Raw genomic sequence first — 19,288 nt, 5'->3', positions numbered from 1 at the left:
TATCCATGACCATCTATGTCTTTCGATTCTTTGTTTCACCTGTTGGGTGAAGATACAAAATCAGATAAACTCATGAAATACTTGATGTTATTGTATTTTTTTCCAATTTAACTCACGGATTCTGGTAATAAAAAAAAGGCTTGTAGGCAATGCCCACAAGCCGTCCCATGGACCGAAGCCCATGAGGTCATGTCTAATAATAATCTACATATTGTAAACGTGGATTACAAATAAAAATTATCATTTTATTAAGAATGAAATGTAGCCTTGTGAATTTTGCAATCGTAAGCAATGGCGCATTCATTTAAAGGTGTCATAACACACTCATCTACTCGTCCAAGCGCAGCCCCAGCTGCCTGGCTGACTCCCTGACTATCTTGTATTGCTGACTATTTTCCGTTATGGGATTGGCTTCGGTTGACTTGGCCCGGATTGTTATTTCAATTTCCACATTATTGTCGCGCAGTGGCATTATAAAGCTTGAAAAAAGCTGGTTATAATTGGCCAGATCAACTTTACCGCTGATGGTAAGTTCCGGAATCACCCTGTGATCTTCTTTTATATCGGGCTTATCCGTGCCTCCTGAATCCTCTGTCCCGCTTTGTCCATCCGGTATGTTTCCAGATGGTAGATCTTCCGGAACCTCACCCTCTTCTGGAACCTGGTCTTTGTGAACAACCCAATAACTTTCGTCTGAAAAATCAAAGTAAGGGGGTGATTCTTTGAAGTAGTATTGGTCAAAATCCTGACCATCGCCAGCAGCTATGGCCAATCGACCTTCCCGGCAGTACCGAAGCAGGCTTTGTTGAACCGTGTCCGGACCGGTAATCATGGGTTTGTCATCATACCGGAGAAAGGCCTCGTAAATATCACGGGCTTTCACTGGATGATCCCGCTCTGGCAGAAGGCTGTTTTTACTTAGTAAATGAAATCCTACAGATTCCAGGAGCCACTCTTCCTCTTTTAGCTTTTCGAAAAGGACGGTACTGATCTGCTCACTAAGACTGTTGCGGAAATCACGCAGTAAAATATGTTGTAACCCATCTTTGCTGCGATTCTTTAGCACAAGGGTATAGGCGGACACCAACGCACGCTCTACTTTCTCGGAGGCATCTTTGACTCTGTCCCGGAGGTCGCTTTTCTGATCAGCTTCGAGTTGGTCCTGGTACTCATTGAGAATCTTTTTGCAGGCCAAAAAGTCTTTTACTTCACTTTTAAGTGAAGACACCCCGTGGTCGGTACAGGCGAGGAACAGCAACGTATTTCGGTAAATACGCTCATTATTGCCCTTCTTTGTAGCAATTTGCTGAACCGTTTTACGAACCTGACCGTTAAGCTGGTTCATGTCAGCCGCATATCCGGGATGCAGGATGATCAGCGTAGGCTTTTTCTGTTCGGGAATGTCGGTGTTCCCGGGGGCGATGACCGATAACTTGGTAACATTGCGGCTATGCTGCTCAACGCGTTCAACGATTTCGGTTTCCAAATTGGCTGACGCCACATCATTGGCTGCCTTGGTCACCAGTATGTTGATGTTGGGTTTGGTATGAAACCAGTACCGTTTGGTCGATGTCCCCGCTGTGCTGTAATAAAGGTAATGCGCAGAGCCCTCCAACTCATCCAATACGGCATTGATGCTGTTGTGATTGAAGGAATCCGGTTTCAGGGCACAGAGCTTAATATGATCAAGTCCGATCCCTTTATTGGCGCCCTGGCTGCCGAAACTGTTAAGCAGGACCGTGGTGGCCACGCCTTGTGCCAAATTATATTTCCCGTATTCTTTTTTTTCACTGTCCACAGAAAATGCGTTTGATCCTTTTCCGGTGACATCGGCCGTCATTACAGCATCGTATCCATTGCCGTGCAATTTCTTAAGCTGACCGGCCAGAGCATCAAGATTTCCAAGATTAACATCCGAGGTGTGTATGAGGTAATTCGAACCGGTCAGACTGTTCTGGCGACTCCACAAGTCTGCAACAATCGATGCCAGAATCCGCAGCACGCCACGGGTTCGCTGGAAGTCATGGTGGGCCGCCCAGCGTTTGCGGAAGACATCGACAAGCTCCGGATGAAATGGGTAAGACTTTATCATCAGCTCCTTGTACTCGATGCGGGCGGCATGATTGGGCAACTCTTGATATAACGCCCGGTACATTTCAGAATACTGCTCTATGGCCGCTTCAATACTGGCAGGATCACCGATGTCATCAAACAAACGCCTTCTGATAACCTCGAATATTTCTTCATCATCAACCGGTTTGGCGTCGGCGCCCACACGTCCGAACCGACTAACCAGACTATCGAGTATGCGTGAGGCTTCCTGGGTTGATCCGACTTCGTAAGCGCTGGCCGGCAGGGTTGCAACCAGTACACACTGATCTACCGATGCTATGGCCTCGGTGAGTTCCTGGGTAAAACTGATGGTCTGATCGCCAAGGGAAGACTTGCCCACAGCAACACCGCTTGCTGCATGGCAATAATCGGCCAACTCATCAATCAGGATTAAACTGGGCGCAGACTGTTGTAAGACCTTTTTGAAAAGACCTTTCGGTGAAATTCGTTGCTCGTCGTTTTCACGGATTATCTGGTAAGCTTTTTGCCCGCCTAATTGCCACGCCAGCTCTCCCCATATCGTTTTAATGCGAAACCCATCGCTTACTTCACGGCCCTGAGTGGGATCATTGGTCGCGTTGGTGAATACGGCAATGTTGGCCTGATCATACTCCCATTGAATTTCTGAGCCAAGGCTATCTGAAAGATCCTGAACATCTTCGGCTTTTTTCCCAAGTCGGGCAAGGTGATAGAGGCTGATGAGCGAGTGCGTTTTCCCGCCGCCAAACCCTGTTTGCAGGGAAATGACTCTGTTATCGGCATCGGCACCGCCGTTAAGTCCGGCAATGACCCGACGCGCCAATGTGCGCAATCCTTTGGTGAAGTAGGTTTTGCTGAAAAAATCTCCGGGATTGCGATAGACTTCCCGGCCACTACCCAAAGCCACCTCTGCCAGATTAGCTGCAAAGACCGACTCGTCGAGACGGTCCTGCTTTATATCCATATGCGGGGTCACCTGGATAAACCAGGGCAGAATTTCCCCCTTGCTTGTTGCAGAGGTATCAGGAGAGGGTTTAGAAGCTGTTTTTTTTGACGGTTGTTTTTGAAGCTCCCGAATCCGCGATACAACATCATCCATGCCGGCATGTTCGGCAATCATGATCATGTTCTCAAATGCCCTGGTAACTTGACGCTCTGAGACCTCCTGATAGTGTGTGCATTTGTGGCGCACATCGGCGATTTCGCCGAGCCAGGTGGGCAGATCGTTGACTTTTCTTTGGAAGTCCCCTCTTAGCAGGTCTTTGTATTTGATGCCAAAGCCCCTGAGATTATGAAAATCAATCAGGTTTTCATCCGAAGTCCCGCTGCTTTGTGCTTCGATCCAACCACGTTTTTGGTTTTCACTTAGGGATTCAAAGTACCACTTTGCCCAGTCGTCACCGGCCTGCTTTTGCAATGTTGCCACCACATAAGGACGCATGGCCTCAATAAAGATTCCCAGTGCCTTGTAAATATTATCCATCGGTATTGATCCAGCCGTTTTCATAATCTACTCCTGCTTGTTACAAATCGAGTTGTGACTGTTCTCCCTGCCGTGCCTGATAGTTCAAGGCTTCACGGACCAGATTTTTCTGGTTAGCCATTAGTTCTGAGGCTGCTTTGAAATCATCCGTACCACCCGGCAGGACCTCTGAAAGTGAGGTGAGTACCCGCCAGAAGCTGCTACCATTGGTTGCTCCAATAGTATGCAAGTGGCTGATCAGCATATCCCGGTTACCCTTGTTGAAGAGATACATGGCACGATGAATGTGATTCAGCATCCACTCCGACTTATTTGTGCCTAATTTCGGGTTGTACTGGATGCGGTCTTCCAGAGGCATCAGTTGTTGCGAATTCCCACTCTTCTGTAAGATATGATGCTGTTCAAGATCGGACACATCCAGGCTCAGCCCTATTTGAGTAACTCGCCTCACCTCGTCATGCTGCGTTTCGGTAAAGCCGAACAGGTTGCACCATCCAATGTAGAACCGGGTGTATTCATCGGCCTCGATGTCGCTTATAATCGCCTGGAAGGCGGCATCTCTTGCTAATGCCAACAACTCGGAGACCTTTACTTCACTACCGTCATTCTTCTCTACATGCTCGTAGGCACCAAATACGCTCACAGCCTGACCAAAACAAGCGGTCAGCAGATCCGCTCCCCGGAATCCCATATCATAAAGCTCTTTGACTTCTTTACGAATTACTTCGGTGACCGCTGTGCGCACCTCTTGGAAACTGGCAAAACCCGATTTTTTAGTGGGTCGGCACGATACAGTCACTGATGAGGCAAGAGCTGCTCCAGCTATAGATACCGATCGATTTGCCATCTCGGTATCTATAGCCCAACTACCTGTGATATTCATATTTGCCCCCAAGATAGAATTACAAAGTGTAGTCCAGGCCTTTGTGCTTTGGTGAGCAAACATGATACTTACAATGTCCGAGGTTTGATGCTCAATCGCCGAAAAAATATTTTTAAGCTTATTTTCAAAATGCTGATAAGCCTTCTTGACTTCACCACTGTGATGATGCTTCAGAGCCGTACATTCTTCGGTTTTTGGAGTTTGTGGCGTGGCAAAATTGAGAGGGTACATATCGGCTAAGGTCCGTTTCATCCAAACGTAGAAGAAATCGGAAATATCGGCATAAGCAATGGCATCATAATAGGGCGGATCCGTAACAGTCGCTGTGATGCTTTTATGAGGAAACTGGTTTATGTCGCCACTTGATGAATTATTGCAGACTGAATGAAAATGATTCCATGATTCTGAATCGATATAAGTTACAATCCAAAATAATTGATTTTTAAAACCTCCAGTTGTGCTACTAAAAATATTTGCCTCAGGATAGTCAAATATCATTGGTATAGCTTGTCGTGCAAATGGATGTTCTAAGGTTTCTCTTCCAACATGCCATCTACCGAATGATGTTTGAATAGCGACAATACGATCAATCAAAATCGCAAGATAAGTAACAACTGATTGGGCATAGTCATCATTGACGTCAGCAAAAAGCTCTTGTTTGATTTCAGAATGCTTCTGGATCAATGTTTGTATGGCCAGTAGTTGGCGGGGGGAAAACAGGTCTTTCCATTTTGTAATACCCCAACCTCTTCCACTTACCATATCAGGAGTGATAATCATGTCTTCTTGGGGAATCAAACTTTCATCCAACTTTTGAATGACTTCATGTTTAGCAAGTTTTAACTCTTCTTCATTCGGCAGTCTGTATCTCTTACCGCTACTTGAATTTTCAATTACTGCTATTTGCCAAAGCCCAAGACCTGTTTTTTGCGACTGTTCTTTAATCTGTTTAATAGGTGTAATATTACCGCAGCATGGACATCTAAGAGAGTTCCCTTCTACCCAAGCTTCGTCATTTGATGTGCCATATTCGATTCTAAAACGAATGGACTTCTCTTCAACTATTGGTTTTAGATAGACTTTTTTATCCTTTTTCTTGCATAAATAAAACTGTTTCAACAGCGGCACCTCAGCCCGGCAGCTGGGGTTGGCACATCGCGCAGTGCGAGCCCAGTAATAGGCAATGGGCTTTTTGCCGTGCTCATCCTCCGGATAGAAATGGCCGATTTCCTCCTCTGCCATTTTCAGCAGTTTCCGGGCATAAAAGTCCACATCAAAAGCAAGCCGGTTGGCGATATAGACGCCGGTTGCATCGCCTCCGTTTTCATAAAGCAGGTCCTCTTGCGGCAGATTGCGCCACGCCTCTTTACCATAACGGGTAATGAACCGTTCGCGACTAAAGCGGATGGGTTTGCCGAACTTTTGAGGAAACTCGACACTGCCTCGCTGAATGATATGGGCTACAGGATTCAGGTCATTTCCGTAGCTGCGGCAGCCCAGTCTGGCCGCTTCCAGTGGAATGGCTCCTCCACCGGCAAAGGGGTCAAAAACCGAAGGCATACGGTTTTGAAAAGCTGCAATCGCTTCATCTACGGCTAATTTAGCATCCTGCACCTTAGGAGTTTCCCGGTCGCGATCGATTAGTGTATAGTATCGGGACTCGGCTTCTTCGATTTTATTCCAGTATTGTTCATATTCGGTTAGAAGCGCATCAGCATCCTCGTGACTGCTTCCGGAATGATATGCCACCCAAATCAGTTTACGGGCACGGTGCAGGACCTCTTTATTGTGGCGGCTTTCCCATTTGATCAGACTGTATTCACTGATCTGATCTTTGACCGGCGTGTTCTTTCCGACTCTCTCATTTTGAATGAATCGATCCGAGAATTTGCCAATAAACATCATGAGCCGATTACGCAGGTTATCTTCCATCGGGTCGTCTACAACTGTCCAGGGAATGTTTTCATAAGGCCGATATGGGTCGCCGCTTACGGAACGCCCCAGTATCGCGTCTACGGCTTTTCTAAAAGCTTTCGGACACTCCGGGTCTAACGGATCAGGGACCAAACTGGCAAATACCACAGCCCGACAAACCGGCAATGGTCGTCGTGCCCACCAAAGATGCAATGTAGAGATATGTCCGTGGCGAATGGATTTGTCCCGCACGCTTTCCACGGACACTTCACGGATGGGCATGGCTACTTCAATAAGCTTTTTGGGTCCCTGGGACATAACCTTCTAAATATTTTCTTGTTTTGATTTCCATTCGGTTTCCGGGACAAAATACTGAATCCCTTTGCTCTTAACCTGAAACTTCAACCGGTTTCCGGGATTTTCTATGACACTCAAATGAGGTTTGGATTTACAGTGAGTTACAATGTACAGCCATGCCGTGTCACCGAGCTGCGCCAGACGGTTCATCTCATTTTCGCTGATCATCACTCCGCCATCAGCGCTTCTTCCTTTTACTTCGATATATCGCTTCAACCCATTCTCGTCCGTACTTCGAATATCATATCCCTCATTTTGAGCCGACACATCTTCAGGGGCCCGGCCCTGGTCTGTTTCGTATTGCATGGCCGTTGTCATGGCAATCTGCTCGGCTTCATCGTCCCGGCTCATGCCGTAGTGGTTTTTAAACTGCATTTCGGTTAACGGGACCAGGTAGATGCATCCTATTACTTCCGGGGCTTTGGGGTTGATGGTCAGCATCTGGTCAATATTCTCCAGGCGTTCGGCTCGCTTTTGCTGCAACTGGTCAATGCGACTACGCAGATCACTGATTTTCTCTTCTGCCCCGGCGTTATTGCCGATCAACAGTTGCTGCTGATGGCCTTCCATCTCAGCCGTAAGATCTACAATTACTTGCCGGAAGGCACTTTCCAGATATTCTTTGCGCCGAATGGCATCTCCATGAATCCGCTCCTTGGCACTTTCAAGCTGTGGTTGGGTTACATTACTGAATACCCAGTTTCGCACCTGAACCTGAGTCACTTGCTCCGGGCTGTCTACCTGTAGTTCGTAATTGACCGGGGGGTGCAAGTCAATGATGCGGGCTGGTGAGGTCACCCGGAATTCATCATCATGACCCTGCATGACCAGGCATATCTGCTCGTCTACAATATTTTGATGTTGCCGGGTCGGCCGGTTATCGGTGAGTTGTGACTTAACCAGAAAGGCATACCCCGAGTCACTTTTCGTCGGAGAGACCAATACCGTACCTTTCAGTGCTTCTTCCCGGTAAGTTTGGCGTACAATGGTTAGCAGCGTGTCAAAAAGCGGATTGCCCGGGTTGATATAGAACAAAGAACCCAGGCTCACCTTCTTTTGCGTCTTCAAGAAAACGTCCTTGTCGAAGCAGAATCGCATCTTCTTCACTTCGGAGGAAAAGTGATATGTTTGCTGTAGTTCCTTGGCTATCTGCTCCGGCAGATGCTCGACGCGAAAAACGTCCCCGGTCTCTTTTTTGTAACGCCCTCCCAACGCGTTAAAAGCCTGCTCGAAAAACATACGTATGTAGATTGGCTGCAGTCGCTTTTCATCGGAATGTTCTTTAAGCAGATGAGCCTGAGCATAGTCGACCTTGGTATGTGCCAGTGATTTCTTTTGCTCTGCTATGCGGTCACGAACCTGCTGCTCTGTTACATGGGTATCAATGGAGTCGGTGTAATGTGATGTATCGCCATCGAAATAGTCGGCTACGATTTCATCCAGGCCCACATCATCAAACAGGTCAGAAATAACATCGTATACACGATCATCCCCAATCTGTTCCCGTATGGCATCCAGTTTGGTCAGGAGTTTTTCGAGGACCTTACCTTCCCGTGTGTTCTGGGCCACGAGGTTGAAAACGATCACATCATCTTTTTGACCATAGCGATGAATTCTTCCCATCCGCTGCTCCAGACGGTTGGGGTTCCAGGGAATGTCCCAGTTGATCATGAGCCGGCAGAATTGAAGATTGATCCCTTCACCCGCCGCATCGGTGGCAATCAGAATCTGGGCTTCGCTGGCAAACTGGCGCTGTGCTTCCTGACGCTGATCCACATTCATTCCACCATGAATAGTCACGACGTGATAACCGTTTTGTGTCAGGCGTTTGTTAAGGTATTCCAGCGTATCCTTGTGCTCGGTAAACAAAACCAGTTTTTCCTCCTGGTCCAAAACCCCCTGCGATGACAATAGTTCGCGTAACTTCCGGTATTTCTGTTCTTCTTGCTGCTGACTGTAGAGCCGGTCGGCCAGTTCATACAGATCCTTGACCTGCTCCATCTCCTCTCGAATTTCCTTTGGACTGGAAGCTGTGGTGAAAAGCTTGAATTTTCGAGGATCAGACAAAATGGTTTCAAGGCCTTCGCGCTCTTCATCATCCAGATCGTCAAAGTCATCCGGGTTGTCGATCCCCAGGTCCATCTTTTGTCTTTGCTTCCACAGATCCGGATTCTTTCTAAGCTCTTCAAGTAATCCCTGTAGTGCCTGGAAACGATTATACAGGGTCCTGCGGATCGCATAAATCGAGCTGGTCAATCTTCGCTGCATGACCATCAATGCAAGCGAAACATGGATATTAGCGCTGTCATGCGCCTCTTTTCGCTTGCTGGTCAGGTAGTAAGTGACAGCATCATAAAGCTTTTTTTCTTCGTCAGTAAGACGGTATTGAACCGTTCTGGTTTGCCGCTCTTTGAAAAGCAGATTTTCCTGCCAGTCCCGCATTTCCTCTTTAAGCCGCCGGATGAAGAACTTATTCACACCTTCTTTGGTCAGCTCTTGGACTCGGTCCGTAACCAGGTTATCTGATGCAAAAATATCTTCATCAAGCAGCTGCATCAAGTATTTAAACGTATCCTTGCGCCCACGATGCGGTGTTGCTGTGAGAAGAAGCAGGTGCTCACAGAGCTTTGAAAGCGTGTGGATGGCGTCATAGCGTTTGGATATGTATCGTTTGCGTCCGTACTCGAATGCCGAGAGTTTGTGTGCCTCATCGACGATGACCATATCCCAACGAGTAGAAGAAAGGCTGTTCAAGACATCTTCGCTGCGGATGAAATCCAGGGAAGTGACCAGACGGGGAGAGGAATAGAATATCGAAGGATCCGAGTTGAACGCAGCGCGGTCGGCCAGCTTGAAGGGAAGGTTAAACTTCATCCCCATTTCGTCGATCTGCCACTGTTTGGTCAACCCACCCGGCACAACAATCAGGATACGCTCGATCAGGCCACGGAGGATCATTTCTTTAAGCAGAAGGCCGGCCATAATGGTTTTACCGGCTCCGGTGTCATCAGCAAGCAGAAATCGAATTTTTGGCTGTGGAAGCAGAAATTTGTAGACCGCTTCAATCTGGTGCGGCAGTGGATCGACAAGGCTGCAGTTTACAGCAAATAGCGGGTCAAACTGATAGGCAGCGTGAACCCGCTCGGCTTCGGCAAAAATTTTAAAGTGCTGCGGGTTGCCGTCAAAAGTAAATGTACCATCCTGACTTACCACCTGAAGCTCTTGGATCCGTTCTTTTTGCAATGCATGATTGCTTGAGGTGCGAGAATGAAGCCCAATGTAATCAATCAGAAGCACCTCACCTGCCTCCTGTATATCTATGATCTTGACAGGCTCATTCGGGATAAGATTCTTGACGATATGTCCGGTTTTTAGCGAAGTCTCCAATTTGACGATCATGTGTTAAGCAAGTACAAGTAACTGGCAAAGTTACAATATAGCTGATTAGCAAGTGATTGCAATAGATAAAGCGACTGTTCAACTGATAAAATGCCCATGTATATTGAGCTAAAATCACTCTAAAGCATGATTCACAGTCAGACCGTCAACAAAAAACAGGAAGATGATGAACCTTGATACATATATACGAGAAGTCATAGAACAAGAGGTTCGGGCAGTAGTCCGGGAAGAGCTTGCAAAGGTATTGGATGAAATCAAAAAGCTGGAGCAAAAACGAGTAGTAAATCAACCTGTGGTCAAAAACGAACCGAAGCCACCCCAAAAACATATCATTCGCCCAAGTGAGCTAAGCAAGATGCTATCTGTCACAAAACCCACTCTGTGGAGAATGGAAAAAGAAGGGCGACTTCCCAAAAGGATAAAATTTAGTCACAACTGCGTGGGGTGGTTCAATACAGACATCGAAGAATGGTTAGAGCAAAATAGGAGACAGAATGGCGAATGAATGAAGTCGATAAGCAGAGGTCGGCAACAATACTCGGTATTTCACCGCAACGTGTCCAGTTTGCCCTGAGATTGATGATCGTGTGTCTTGGATAAGACAGGTCAGAAGGACCCAATAGAAAAAGAGGACTTTGTTTTACAATTGTTTTACACCGATCATATATAAGGGTGTCTAACTACTTGAAAACAAATAATATATGTACGGTTAATAAGTGACCCCACCAGGACTCGAACCTGGATCTAAAGCTTAGGAGGCTCTTGTTCTATCCGGTTGAACTATGGGGTCAAGAATAAGATGTTTTTTTAAAAAATTCCCGGCCTGTTAGCTGTCTGATATCTTGCTAGCACAAGTGCCGGAACTGCCTTTTAATGAATGAACTTGCATTTCTGCTGTGCAGTCGATCATCTAAGAATATAAGCAGCAAATTCTTACCCGTTCGCATAAAATATGATAAGTAATTTTGTTTGCTTTACCCCTTTTATTAAGGCAACAACACTTTGATTAGTTAATGGGCTCGAGTTTATAGATACGACCATACCGTGAAGCGGTTTCCATGTCTTCCCTTTGCAACGCTTCCCGGACATCATCAAGCCTGGTTGCATCTTCAACACTCAGGTAAGGTGCCCACTCATCTTCGCTTTCAATCAACTCAACTTCCACTTCAGCCACATATCGGCCAGCATGAATATATTTTGTCTTTTTCTTTACCATAATATGTCTATTTAATTCTGTGCAAGAATGTTTGATCCCAACGTTTCGGATCCGGCCTGTATGATGTGACTAAAACAACGGGTTTGTCATATCCTTTCGGTATTCCCCATAGTACATGAACGGGGTTGCCATGTTTATCATTTTGCAAAAGTAATATACAACTTCCTTTTGGATAATCCGGATACTCTTCCACAATCTGAGCTTCATCAATACCACCAAGTAACTCTTTGACAGTTATCCCATCTTCAGCAAGCTCATCATAGCCATGGTCTGATATTCTTATGTCTCCTGTAGCTATCAGATGACGAATGGTATTTAAAAAATCGCTCAATTCGGATTCTCCATTTCAAGTATCTTTGTAGTTCCTGTTTATAGAATAATACCGGAAAAGGAATTATCTGCAACCATACAGAGACAAATCGTGGTAATTCGTCTCATTTTATCAGAAGTATGAACTGTCACAATCCTTGCTGCTGCTCTGCTCTATTTACCTGCATGCGGTACAATTGTTCATGGTACAACCCGGGAGCTGTGAGTTTCAAGTTCTCCGTCAGGTGCGTTTGTTTACATCAATGATGTAAATATCGGTTCAAGTCCGGTAGTTCAGGATCTCTCACGTGACTACTCACATACGATCAAGGTTAAAATGGACGGTTATGAGTCCTGTGGAATGATACTCAACCAGGAAGTTTCCGGATGGGTGTGAGGCAATATCATATTTGACTGCCATGTCGGACTGGCAGTCGATGCCTCCACTGGTGGAATGTATAAACTGGATACCCCTTCGCATTTCCTGAAATCCGGCTGCTGCAAATACAGATGAGTTTAAACTTTTTTTTTCTTTATATAGTTGTATTATAACATATTAGAGAGCAGCAGTTTGTCCGGTATGCAGCATAACCTAACATTAAACGGAGGTAGTTATGGATAAAGCAATGATGGCAAACGCAGGTAAATATTTATTTGCAATTCCTTTTCTGATTTTTGGGATTTTTCATTTTCTGGATGGACAGGACATGGCGGCAATGGTTCCCGCTTTTATTCCCGGCGGAGTTTTCTGGGTCTACCTGACCGGCCTGGCCCTGATCGCCGCAGCTGTCAGCATATTCCTGAACAACAGGGTAAAACTGGCGATGCAGCTTCTGGCACTCATGCTGATTATCTTCGTGCTCACCATCCATCTCCCGGCCACAATCAATGACATGAATGCCGCACCCAATCTGCTGAAGGATATTGCTCTGGCAGGCGGCGCCCTTCTGCTTGGATCGATGGCAACGGATGAGCAGTCACAGGAACAATAATACTTTGCCTTTCCGGGGAGCTGTGAGTGCCGATGCCGGGCACCTGCTCCCCAATGTGTTTCGACACTAAAATATGTTTCGACGCTAACTTACCCGTCAGTCAAAATCTTTTTCAAGAAAGCGGAGCAGTTTCTGCCGCACTTGATCATGCTCTGCCGACCGGTAAGAAGAACCAATAACATGCGCTCCGGCATCGGGGAACGCAACAAATACTTTCTGTCCGGAAGGTGTGCCCAGTTTGTCCTTGATACCGCGAATGGCATCCACGGAAACCACTTCATCCTTCTCGTCATCATCCTTGTAGAAATAGCCGACAAACACCGGCTGCCGGACGCGCTCAAAAACCGATTCCTCCTCTTCTTCAAGCAGATCTTCAGCCATCTTCTTCAGAGCGCCAAGCGCCCGGATGTGATAACGCCCGTACCAGTATCGTGAGTGATCATCATTGTCTTGTGTCACATCAAGATAGGAACCACGCAGAACAAGACGCATCAGCCGCTGCCCCCATGTGCGGTCAAACAGGACCGAAGCGGCAGTATCAAATTCGATCAGCGGCGCCAGCAGAATCAGCCGGTCAACAACATCCGTAAACTCCGAGGCCAGATGCAGCGCCAGTGTCCCGCCCATCGATGTGCCCATAACAATCACCTCATCGCCAAGCAGATCACCTATGGCCAGCGCCCGGGCGGCATCCGCGACCAGAGAGTCCGGCTCCATCCGCTTCAGAGGCTCATCCGTCCGCAAACCGTGTCCGTGCAACCGTGAAACGTAAAGGTGACACCCGTGATCCCGCGCCAACCGCTCATGCAGCGGCGCACCTTCACCGTAACTGGCCGAAAACCCGTGAATGTAGACGATGCTGCATGGGGCTCTCTGATCACGATAATCAGAGTTCCAGACAATCCTTGCATGATTATCCGGTTTCAGCGGACCCGCATCCAGCTCCCGCGCCCGAACCGCCTCCTGCGCCTCATCCACACCAAACGTCAGTTCAGGAAGTCCGGGCGTATCCGCCATAACCGGAAGCGAATCATTCGGACGGAAAAGCCAGAACACGAATAACAACAGCAATGCCGTCAACGTCAGCAGCACTTTCCGCAACCCGCCATCAGGCAATCGCATCAACCCGCTTTGTATACTTTGAAAATCACTCATCCCGTCACCGCACCTGCATTTTTAAACTGATTACCTGCATCACTGACACACTGATCACTGACACACTGATCACTGACACACTGATCACTGACACACTGTTTAACTGACACATCTGATCACTGACACACTGTTTAACTGACACACTGATCACTGACACACTGAAATATAACTTCCACCACCAAATATTAACAGCAACTCCGGCAATGATATTTCTTTCATACCCGTTATTTTATTCATATCGTACCTGAAAGCTCTTATGCACTGCAAACCTGTAGATGCGTAGCAAATTTTCGTGCCAGGTTTTCGTGTCAAATTTCCGTGCAAAGCTTTCGTGCCATGCTTTTCACTAAATTTTTGCACCAAATTCCGAAACACACAATACGTACCATACTACCGCATCAACACCAGCACCATATATAAAATCGCATACACCCGCATCGCAGATCAGTCCGCGCATCATTACTATTGTCACATCAAACTGATGCTTGCAACACTCCAAAGGAAACACATCATCCGATTATGAAACACACTGCCTGTCTGCTGGCCGGATTGCTCGCCGCAATCCTCTTTTCGGAAATCAGCTCTGCCCAGCCGATCGGAACTTGGCAGGCGTACACCTCCCGTTCAACGGTTCTCGAAGTGACACAGGATCAGTCCGGCGCCATCTGGGCATTCTCTGAAGGCGGCCTGTTCTCCGTCGAAAACGGCGAAATCTCCGGCGCCATCACCACCATCGACGGCATGTACCGGATCAATCCGACAACCATGTTCTACGACCGGGAAACCGAACTTCTCTGGCTGGGATACAGTGACGGCATGTTCGAATCCTACGATCCGGAAACCGGCCGATTCCGCCAGTTCAGCGACATTGCCCGCGCAACCCGCTTCAGCCCGCGCGGTGTCAATCAGTTTGTGATGATGGGGGATGAGGTGCTCGTGGCAACCGATTTCGGGATGGTCCTCTTTGAGCCGGAACGGGAAGTCACCATCGACACCTACTCCAATCTTGGCGATTTCCCGAGCGGCTCCAGAGTCAACAGCGTGGCCGTAATGGACGGACGGATATTCGCAGCTACTCCCGAAGGCGTCGCCGTTTCGGGCACCAACGGCGATGACCTTGTGGTTCCGGACAGCTGGACATCTTACGGACCGGAGTCCGGCCTGGGCAGCAACGTGCGGGATATCGTTACCTTTGGCGGGGATGTATACGTTCTGATGGGAGGTGAAATCCGGCGCTTTGAAGGTGAAACCTGGCAGCAGGCCGGATATTTCGGTGAAAGTGACATCGAGCACCTGAAAACATCTCCGAACGAAGACTATATGGTTGCATGGAACGATGAGGAGGTTTTTGTCCGGGCGGAAGCCGGCTCCGAAATGACATTTGCACCGGATGACGGCCTGCCGCTTCATTATGCATGGGTGGATGAAGCCGCGCAGCAACTGATCATCGGCACCACCAATCAGGGGATGTATGTCAAAGAGCTGCAAACCGGTGCAGTTCATGAGCAGTATCTGCCCGAAGGCCCCTACATGAACAGCTTTTCGGATCTGGTGGTGCGCGACGGCGTTCTGGGCTCCGGCTCCAACAACCTTCGGGGCCGCCGCGGAACCGGCAGCACGCAATCAGGCTACTATCTGTTTCGCGACGATCAGTGGGAAAATTACAACGATCTTACCGATGAAGTCCTCGCCGAATACGGCTTTCACAGTGCGTTCACCTCCGCAGCCACTGCCGATCACTTTTTCTTCGGTTCATGGGGGCGCGGAATTGTCCAGCATGACAGAAACACCAACGAAGTGACGGTCTGGAACACGGAAAACTCCATTCTCGACGGATTTACACCCGGATCAAGCTTCCTGGTCGTTACCGGAATGACAGCCGACCGGAACGATCAGTTGTGGGCAATCAGCCACGGAAACACTATCAATCCGCTTTACCGGTTCGTCCCGGAAACCGAAGAGTGGACCGTTTTCCCCAGGCTCGAGGGGCTGACCGGTACCGACTGGTACGATCGTGTTACTGTAGATTCCAACGATCAGCTCTGGATTCCCATGATCAATGACCGCAACGACGGCCGCGGGATGGTGGTCAAACGTGTAGACGGTGAGCAAATTGAAGACGGAGTTATTTTGCGGGATCAGACAGGCCAGGGAAATCTGCCCCATCCCAGAGTAAATGCCGTTGTGCAGGACCGAAGAGGTGAAATCTGGATTGGCACCCAGCGCGGGCTGGCGCGGTTTACCTTCCCGCAGCGTGTTATCGACGGCAGCCAGAGCGACCGGCAGGCCAGTCTGATCATCAACGCCGATGAAACCGCTGACTCCCCGTTCCTGCTGCGGACCAGCCATGTGACAAGCATCGCCGTAAATTCGGCAAATCAGAAATGGATCGGCACCGAGGGTGAAGGCGTCTGGTTGATCGAAGAAGACGGCGGACGGCACCGGGCCGTAAAACACTTCACAACCGATAACAGCCCGCTGATCTCCAACTCCGTATCGTCTGTGGCATATGACGATGAGACCGGACAGGTATTCATGGCCACGGACAGGGGACTGGTCAGCTATACCGATGTCGTCCGCGGCAGCGTGGCCGATATGGACGATCTTTTCATCTATCCCAATCCGTTTTCCTACCGCGATGAAGACGACGAGCGCGTCGTGATCGACGGACTTTCACCAGAAACCACACTCCGCATATTGAGCGTGGACGGACGTCTGGTCCGGCGGCTGGAAACACGCGGTGGCCGGGTCGAATGGGATGTGCGCGACTTCAACAACGAGCGGGTCGCCACCGGAGTCTACATCATGGTAGCCGTGGACAGCCAGAACGACCAGCGCGGCGTAGGCAAACTAGTCGTCATCCGCTGACACACTGTTCACTGACACACTGACACACTGATCACTGTTCACTGACACACTGTTCACTGTTCACTGACACACTGTTCACTGACACACTGACACACTGATCACTGTTCACTGCCCTACCGTCTAGCCTCAGGTCGCTGCGGGAACGGATGCAGAGGGATGGTTTCAGCCTTGCGATCGGCCCGGCATCCCGGATCATCCGGCTGATCATCATGACAGGCTGATGTCGATACCTTGCCCAGCCCGCGCGATTCGATGCGGTCTTCTGATATGCCGTTTTCGCGGTAAAATGTAACCACCGCATTGGCCCGCCGCTGGCTCAGCCTCAGATTGTACTGGTCCCCGCCGACCTGATCGGTGTAAGCATCAACGCGTACACGATAATTCGGGGCATCTTTCAAAGCTTCCACATTTTCAGAGAGCTGTCGTGCCGCGCGCTGGTCGATATTGGACCGGTCAAAATCAAAATTAATGGTGTTGAGTTCTTCGATAAACGGTGGATCGTTGGGGTCAAGCGGATCGGTGCCCATTTCGATCTCCTGTCCGTCGGTAAATCCGTCCCCGTCGGTGTCCGGATTGTTGGGGTCGGTGCCATGGACATAAATTTCATCGTAATCGCTCAGGCCGTCATCATCGCTGTCGCTGTCGAGCGGATCGGTGCGGTATCGCAGAATTTCGTCACCGTCGGACAGGCCGTCGCCGTCGGTATCCGGATTCAGCGGGTCGGTGCCGTAAACCAGCACTTCGTCGCCGTCAGACAGCCCGTCACCATCGGTATCGGCAACAAGAGGATCGGTATTATGCTCATAAAGTTCTTCGCCGTCGGTGAGTCCGTCGCCGTCGGTGTCAGGATTTTCGGGATCGGTTCCTATTTCAAGTTCAACATAATCGGGAACACCGTCGCCGTCAGTGTCTACCGTTTCGTCGGGTTCTTCGGTCACTTCTTCGGCAGTCCGGCATCCGGTCTGGGTCATGGCCAGGCTGAAAATGAGAAGGAAGGCAAACAGGGATAATCGCTGAATATTCACGTGGGTTCTCCGGTTGAAATTGGATGAAAAATATCACTGTAATTTAACACAAAAAGAAATCAAAATTGCTGTAAAAGTAAATACGGAACCGCGGCCCCCTCCGTTATTTTTAATTGTTGTGTGTGATTAATTGTCCTGGCAATGCTGTAAGATATTGCATAGAGGAAGGGGATTTGTTATCTTTATTTTCTGTCATTGAAATGTTCTTTACTGTCATGGCAATTCGGGGCCATAGCTCAGCTGGCTAGAGCGCTTGCATGGCATGCAAGAGGTCCGGGGTTCGAATCCCCGTGGCTCCACACTCAAACAAAGGCTCATTTCAGGATGGGCCTTTTTGTTGTTTGACTGGCTTCAGGACAGAAAATGGGGTAAGTCCTGCACGACCAGCTCCCTCTCAACTCCGTCAGGACCGGAAGGTAGCAGCGGCAGGAGGTCGTAGCGGTGCGATGCAGGTCGCTTACCCCTTTTTATTTCAACCGCATTTTTGCCCTTGCCATGTTCTTCTTTAGCCTGCCTTTTCACCTGCTTTTCTATACCAGGCTTTTTCGATTCCTTTTTGATTCTATCGAGCTCTTTCCATGTTATCTCAGGCTGTGAATGGCGTCGCAGACAAAATCACGATGACAACCGCGAAACACGGTCCGCAGATGCGATGTCATCGGCGATCATATCGGCATGCACCCGCGCATTTTCGATAAACCATTTACTGGTGTTCAGTCCTCCACAGACCACGCCCGCCAGATAAATCCCCGGCACATTGCTCAGCTGCGTCTGCTCATCATACCAGGGAATCTGCTCATCGCCGTGAAAGGTGATACCGGCGCGTTTCAGCAACTCAAAATCCGGTTCGTACCCCGTCATGGCCATCACATAGTCATTTTCAATGGTGATCACACCATCCGGCGTCCGGATATCCGCTTCATCCTCCCGGATTTCGATTACCTCAGAGTTGAACCAGGCGCGGATGGAGCCCTCACGTATCCGGTTTTCTATATCCGGCTTGACCCAGTATTTGACTGTCTCCTTGATCTGCGGCTCGCGGATAACCATCGATACCTGCGACCCGCACCGGTAGGACTCCAGGGCGACATCCACAGCCGAATTCCCGGCTCCGACGACCAGCACTTTCATGAACGCATAGGGATGGGGCTCATCGTAATAATGCTTCACTTTCGGAAGGTCTTCGCCCGGAACATTCATGCGGTGCGGCCGGCCGTAAAAACCGCTTGAAATGATCACTTTTTCGCTGTCGTACGTACCCTTGTCCGTTGTTACGGTAAAAGCGCCGTCCTCACCGCGGATGTCGGTGACCTCTTCATACAGCTGCAAGGGCAACTCGTAGCTTTCCGCCACACGCCGGTAATATTCCAGCGCTTCACGCCGCGTGGGTTTCATGCCGTGAGAAATGAACGGTACCCCTCCGATTTCCAGCCGGTCGGAGGTGGAAAAAAAGGTCATGTTGGTAGGATAGTGAAACACGGAATCGACCAGGCAGCCCTTGTCGATAATCCGGAAAGGGATGTCCTTCTTCTTCAATGCAATTCCGCAGGCGAGTCCGATGGGACCCGCACCGATAATCGTGATCATAATGGTTGC

11 protein-coding genes, 2 tRNA genes, 1 other RNA gene and 1 pseudogene are annotated in these 19,288 nt (G+C 48.9%); 6 read left to right on the top strand and 9 right to left on the bottom strand.

Annotation, left to right across the window (positions count from 1 at the left end):
* Positions 1-328: 328 nt before the first annotated feature.
* Genes NATSA_RS12455 through NATSA_RS12445 form a run of 3 tightly spaced genes read right to left on the bottom strand, consistent with a single transcriptional unit; the run spans position 329 to position 10,127 of the window.
* Complete coding sequence (locus NATSA_RS12455) at positions 329-3,598, bottom strand: DUF499 domain-containing protein (protein ID WP_210512925.1); 3,270 nt, start codon at positions 3,596-3,598, stop codon at positions 329-331.
* Positions 3,599-3,614: 16 nt separating this feature from the next.
* A complete protein-coding gene (locus NATSA_RS12450) occupies positions 3,615-6,689 on the bottom strand; it encodes a DUF1156 domain-containing protein (protein ID WP_210512924.1) in 3,075 nt (1,024 codons plus the stop codon).
* Between the two features lie 6 nt (positions 6,690-6,695).
* Positions 6,696-10,127 (bottom strand): helicase-related protein, encoded by a 3,432-nt coding sequence (locus tag NATSA_RS12445; protein ID WP_210512923.1) that lies wholly within the window; start codon positions 10,125-10,127, stop codon positions 6,696-6,698.
* A gap of 166 nt (positions 10,128-10,293) precedes the next feature.
* Here NATSA_RS12445 and NATSA_RS12440 point away from each other — a divergent pair, with 166 nt between their 5' ends.
* Positions 10,294-10,632 (top strand): helix-turn-helix transcriptional regulator, encoded by a 339-nt coding sequence (locus NATSA_RS12440; protein WP_210512922.1) that lies wholly within the window; start codon positions 10,294-10,296, stop codon positions 10,630-10,632.
* 212 nt (positions 10,633-10,844) lie between these two features.
* Here the strand turns inward: NATSA_RS12440 and NATSA_RS12435 are convergent.
* From NATSA_RS12435 to NATSA_RS12425, 3 genes are all read right to left on the bottom strand, one after another.
* A tRNA-Arg gene (locus NATSA_RS12435) sits at positions 10,845-10,917 on the bottom strand.
* Positions 10,918-11,133: 216 nt separating this feature from the next.
* Positions 11,134-11,343 (bottom strand): hypothetical protein, encoded by a 210-nt coding sequence (locus NATSA_RS12430; protein ID WP_210512921.1) that lies wholly within the window; start codon positions 11,341-11,343, stop codon positions 11,134-11,136.
* A 7-nt stretch (positions 11,344-11,350) separates the two neighbouring features.
* Positions 11,351-11,674: a DUF4258 domain-containing protein gene (locus tag NATSA_RS12425; protein WP_210512920.1), complete on the bottom strand. Its 324-nt coding sequence runs from the start codon at positions 11,672-11,674 to the stop codon at positions 11,351-11,353.
* Positions 11,675-11,890: 216 nt separating this feature from the next.
* On the opposite strand from NATSA_RS12425, the pseudogene NATSA_RS15820 reads away from it, so the two are divergent.
* A pseudogene (locus tag NATSA_RS15820) lies at positions 11,891-12,049 on the top strand (PEGA domain-containing protein); the annotation flags it as partial.
* A 217-nt stretch (positions 12,050-12,266) separates the two neighbouring features.
* Positions 12,267-12,644: a DoxX family protein gene (locus NATSA_RS12415; RefSeq protein WP_210512919.1), complete on the top strand. Its 378-nt coding sequence runs from the start codon at positions 12,267-12,269 to the stop codon at positions 12,642-12,644.
* Positions 12,645-12,740: 96 nt separating this feature from the next.
* Here NATSA_RS12415 and NATSA_RS12410 read toward each other — a convergent pair whose 3' ends face one another.
* A complete protein-coding gene (locus NATSA_RS12410; RefSeq protein ID WP_210512918.1) occupies positions 12,741-13,799 on the bottom strand; it encodes an alpha/beta hydrolase in 1,059 nt (352 codons plus the stop codon).
* Positions 13,800-14,318: 519 nt separating this feature from the next.
* Here NATSA_RS12410 and porZ point away from each other — a divergent pair.
* Positions 14,319-16,667, top strand: coding sequence for a type IX secretion system anionic LPS delivery protein PorZ (gene porZ, locus NATSA_RS12405; protein ID WP_210512917.1), 2,349 nt, complete (start codon positions 14,319-14,321; stop codon positions 16,665-16,667).
* A gap of 113 nt (positions 16,668-16,780) precedes the next feature.
* On the opposite strand, the gene NATSA_RS12400 is transcribed toward porZ, so the two are convergent.
* The gene (locus tag NATSA_RS12400; protein WP_336244715.1) at positions 16,781-17,692 is read right to left on the bottom strand and encodes an OmpA family protein; all 912 of its coding nucleotides are present in this window, start codon (positions 17,690-17,692) and stop codon (positions 16,781-16,783) included.
* A gap of 225 nt (positions 17,693-17,917) precedes the next feature.
* Here NATSA_RS12400 and NATSA_RS12395 point away from each other — a divergent pair.
* Together NATSA_RS12395 and ffs are read left to right on the top strand one after the other, a co-directional pair.
* A tRNA-Ala gene (locus tag NATSA_RS12395) sits at positions 17,918-17,991 on the top strand.
* Positions 17,992-18,058: 67 nt separating this feature from the next.
* Positions 18,059-18,152, top strand: an RNA gene (ffs, locus tag NATSA_RS12390) — signal recognition particle sRNA small type.
* Between the two features lie 155 nt (positions 18,153-18,307).
* Here the strand turns inward: ffs and NATSA_RS12385 are convergent.
* A complete protein-coding gene (locus NATSA_RS12385) occupies positions 18,308-19,279 on the bottom strand; it encodes a YpdA family putative bacillithiol disulfide reductase (RefSeq protein WP_210512916.1) in 972 nt (323 codons plus the stop codon).
* Positions 19,280-19,288 lie beyond the last annotated feature (9 nt).

Source organism: Natronogracilivirga saccharolytica (assembly GCF_017921895.1).
In the GTDB taxonomy this organism is placed as follows: Bacteria; Bacteroidota; Rhodothermia; order Balneolales; family Natronogracilivirgulaceae; genus Natronogracilivirga; species Natronogracilivirga saccharolytica.
This window is presented reverse-complemented; position numbering and strand designations above follow the sequence as displayed.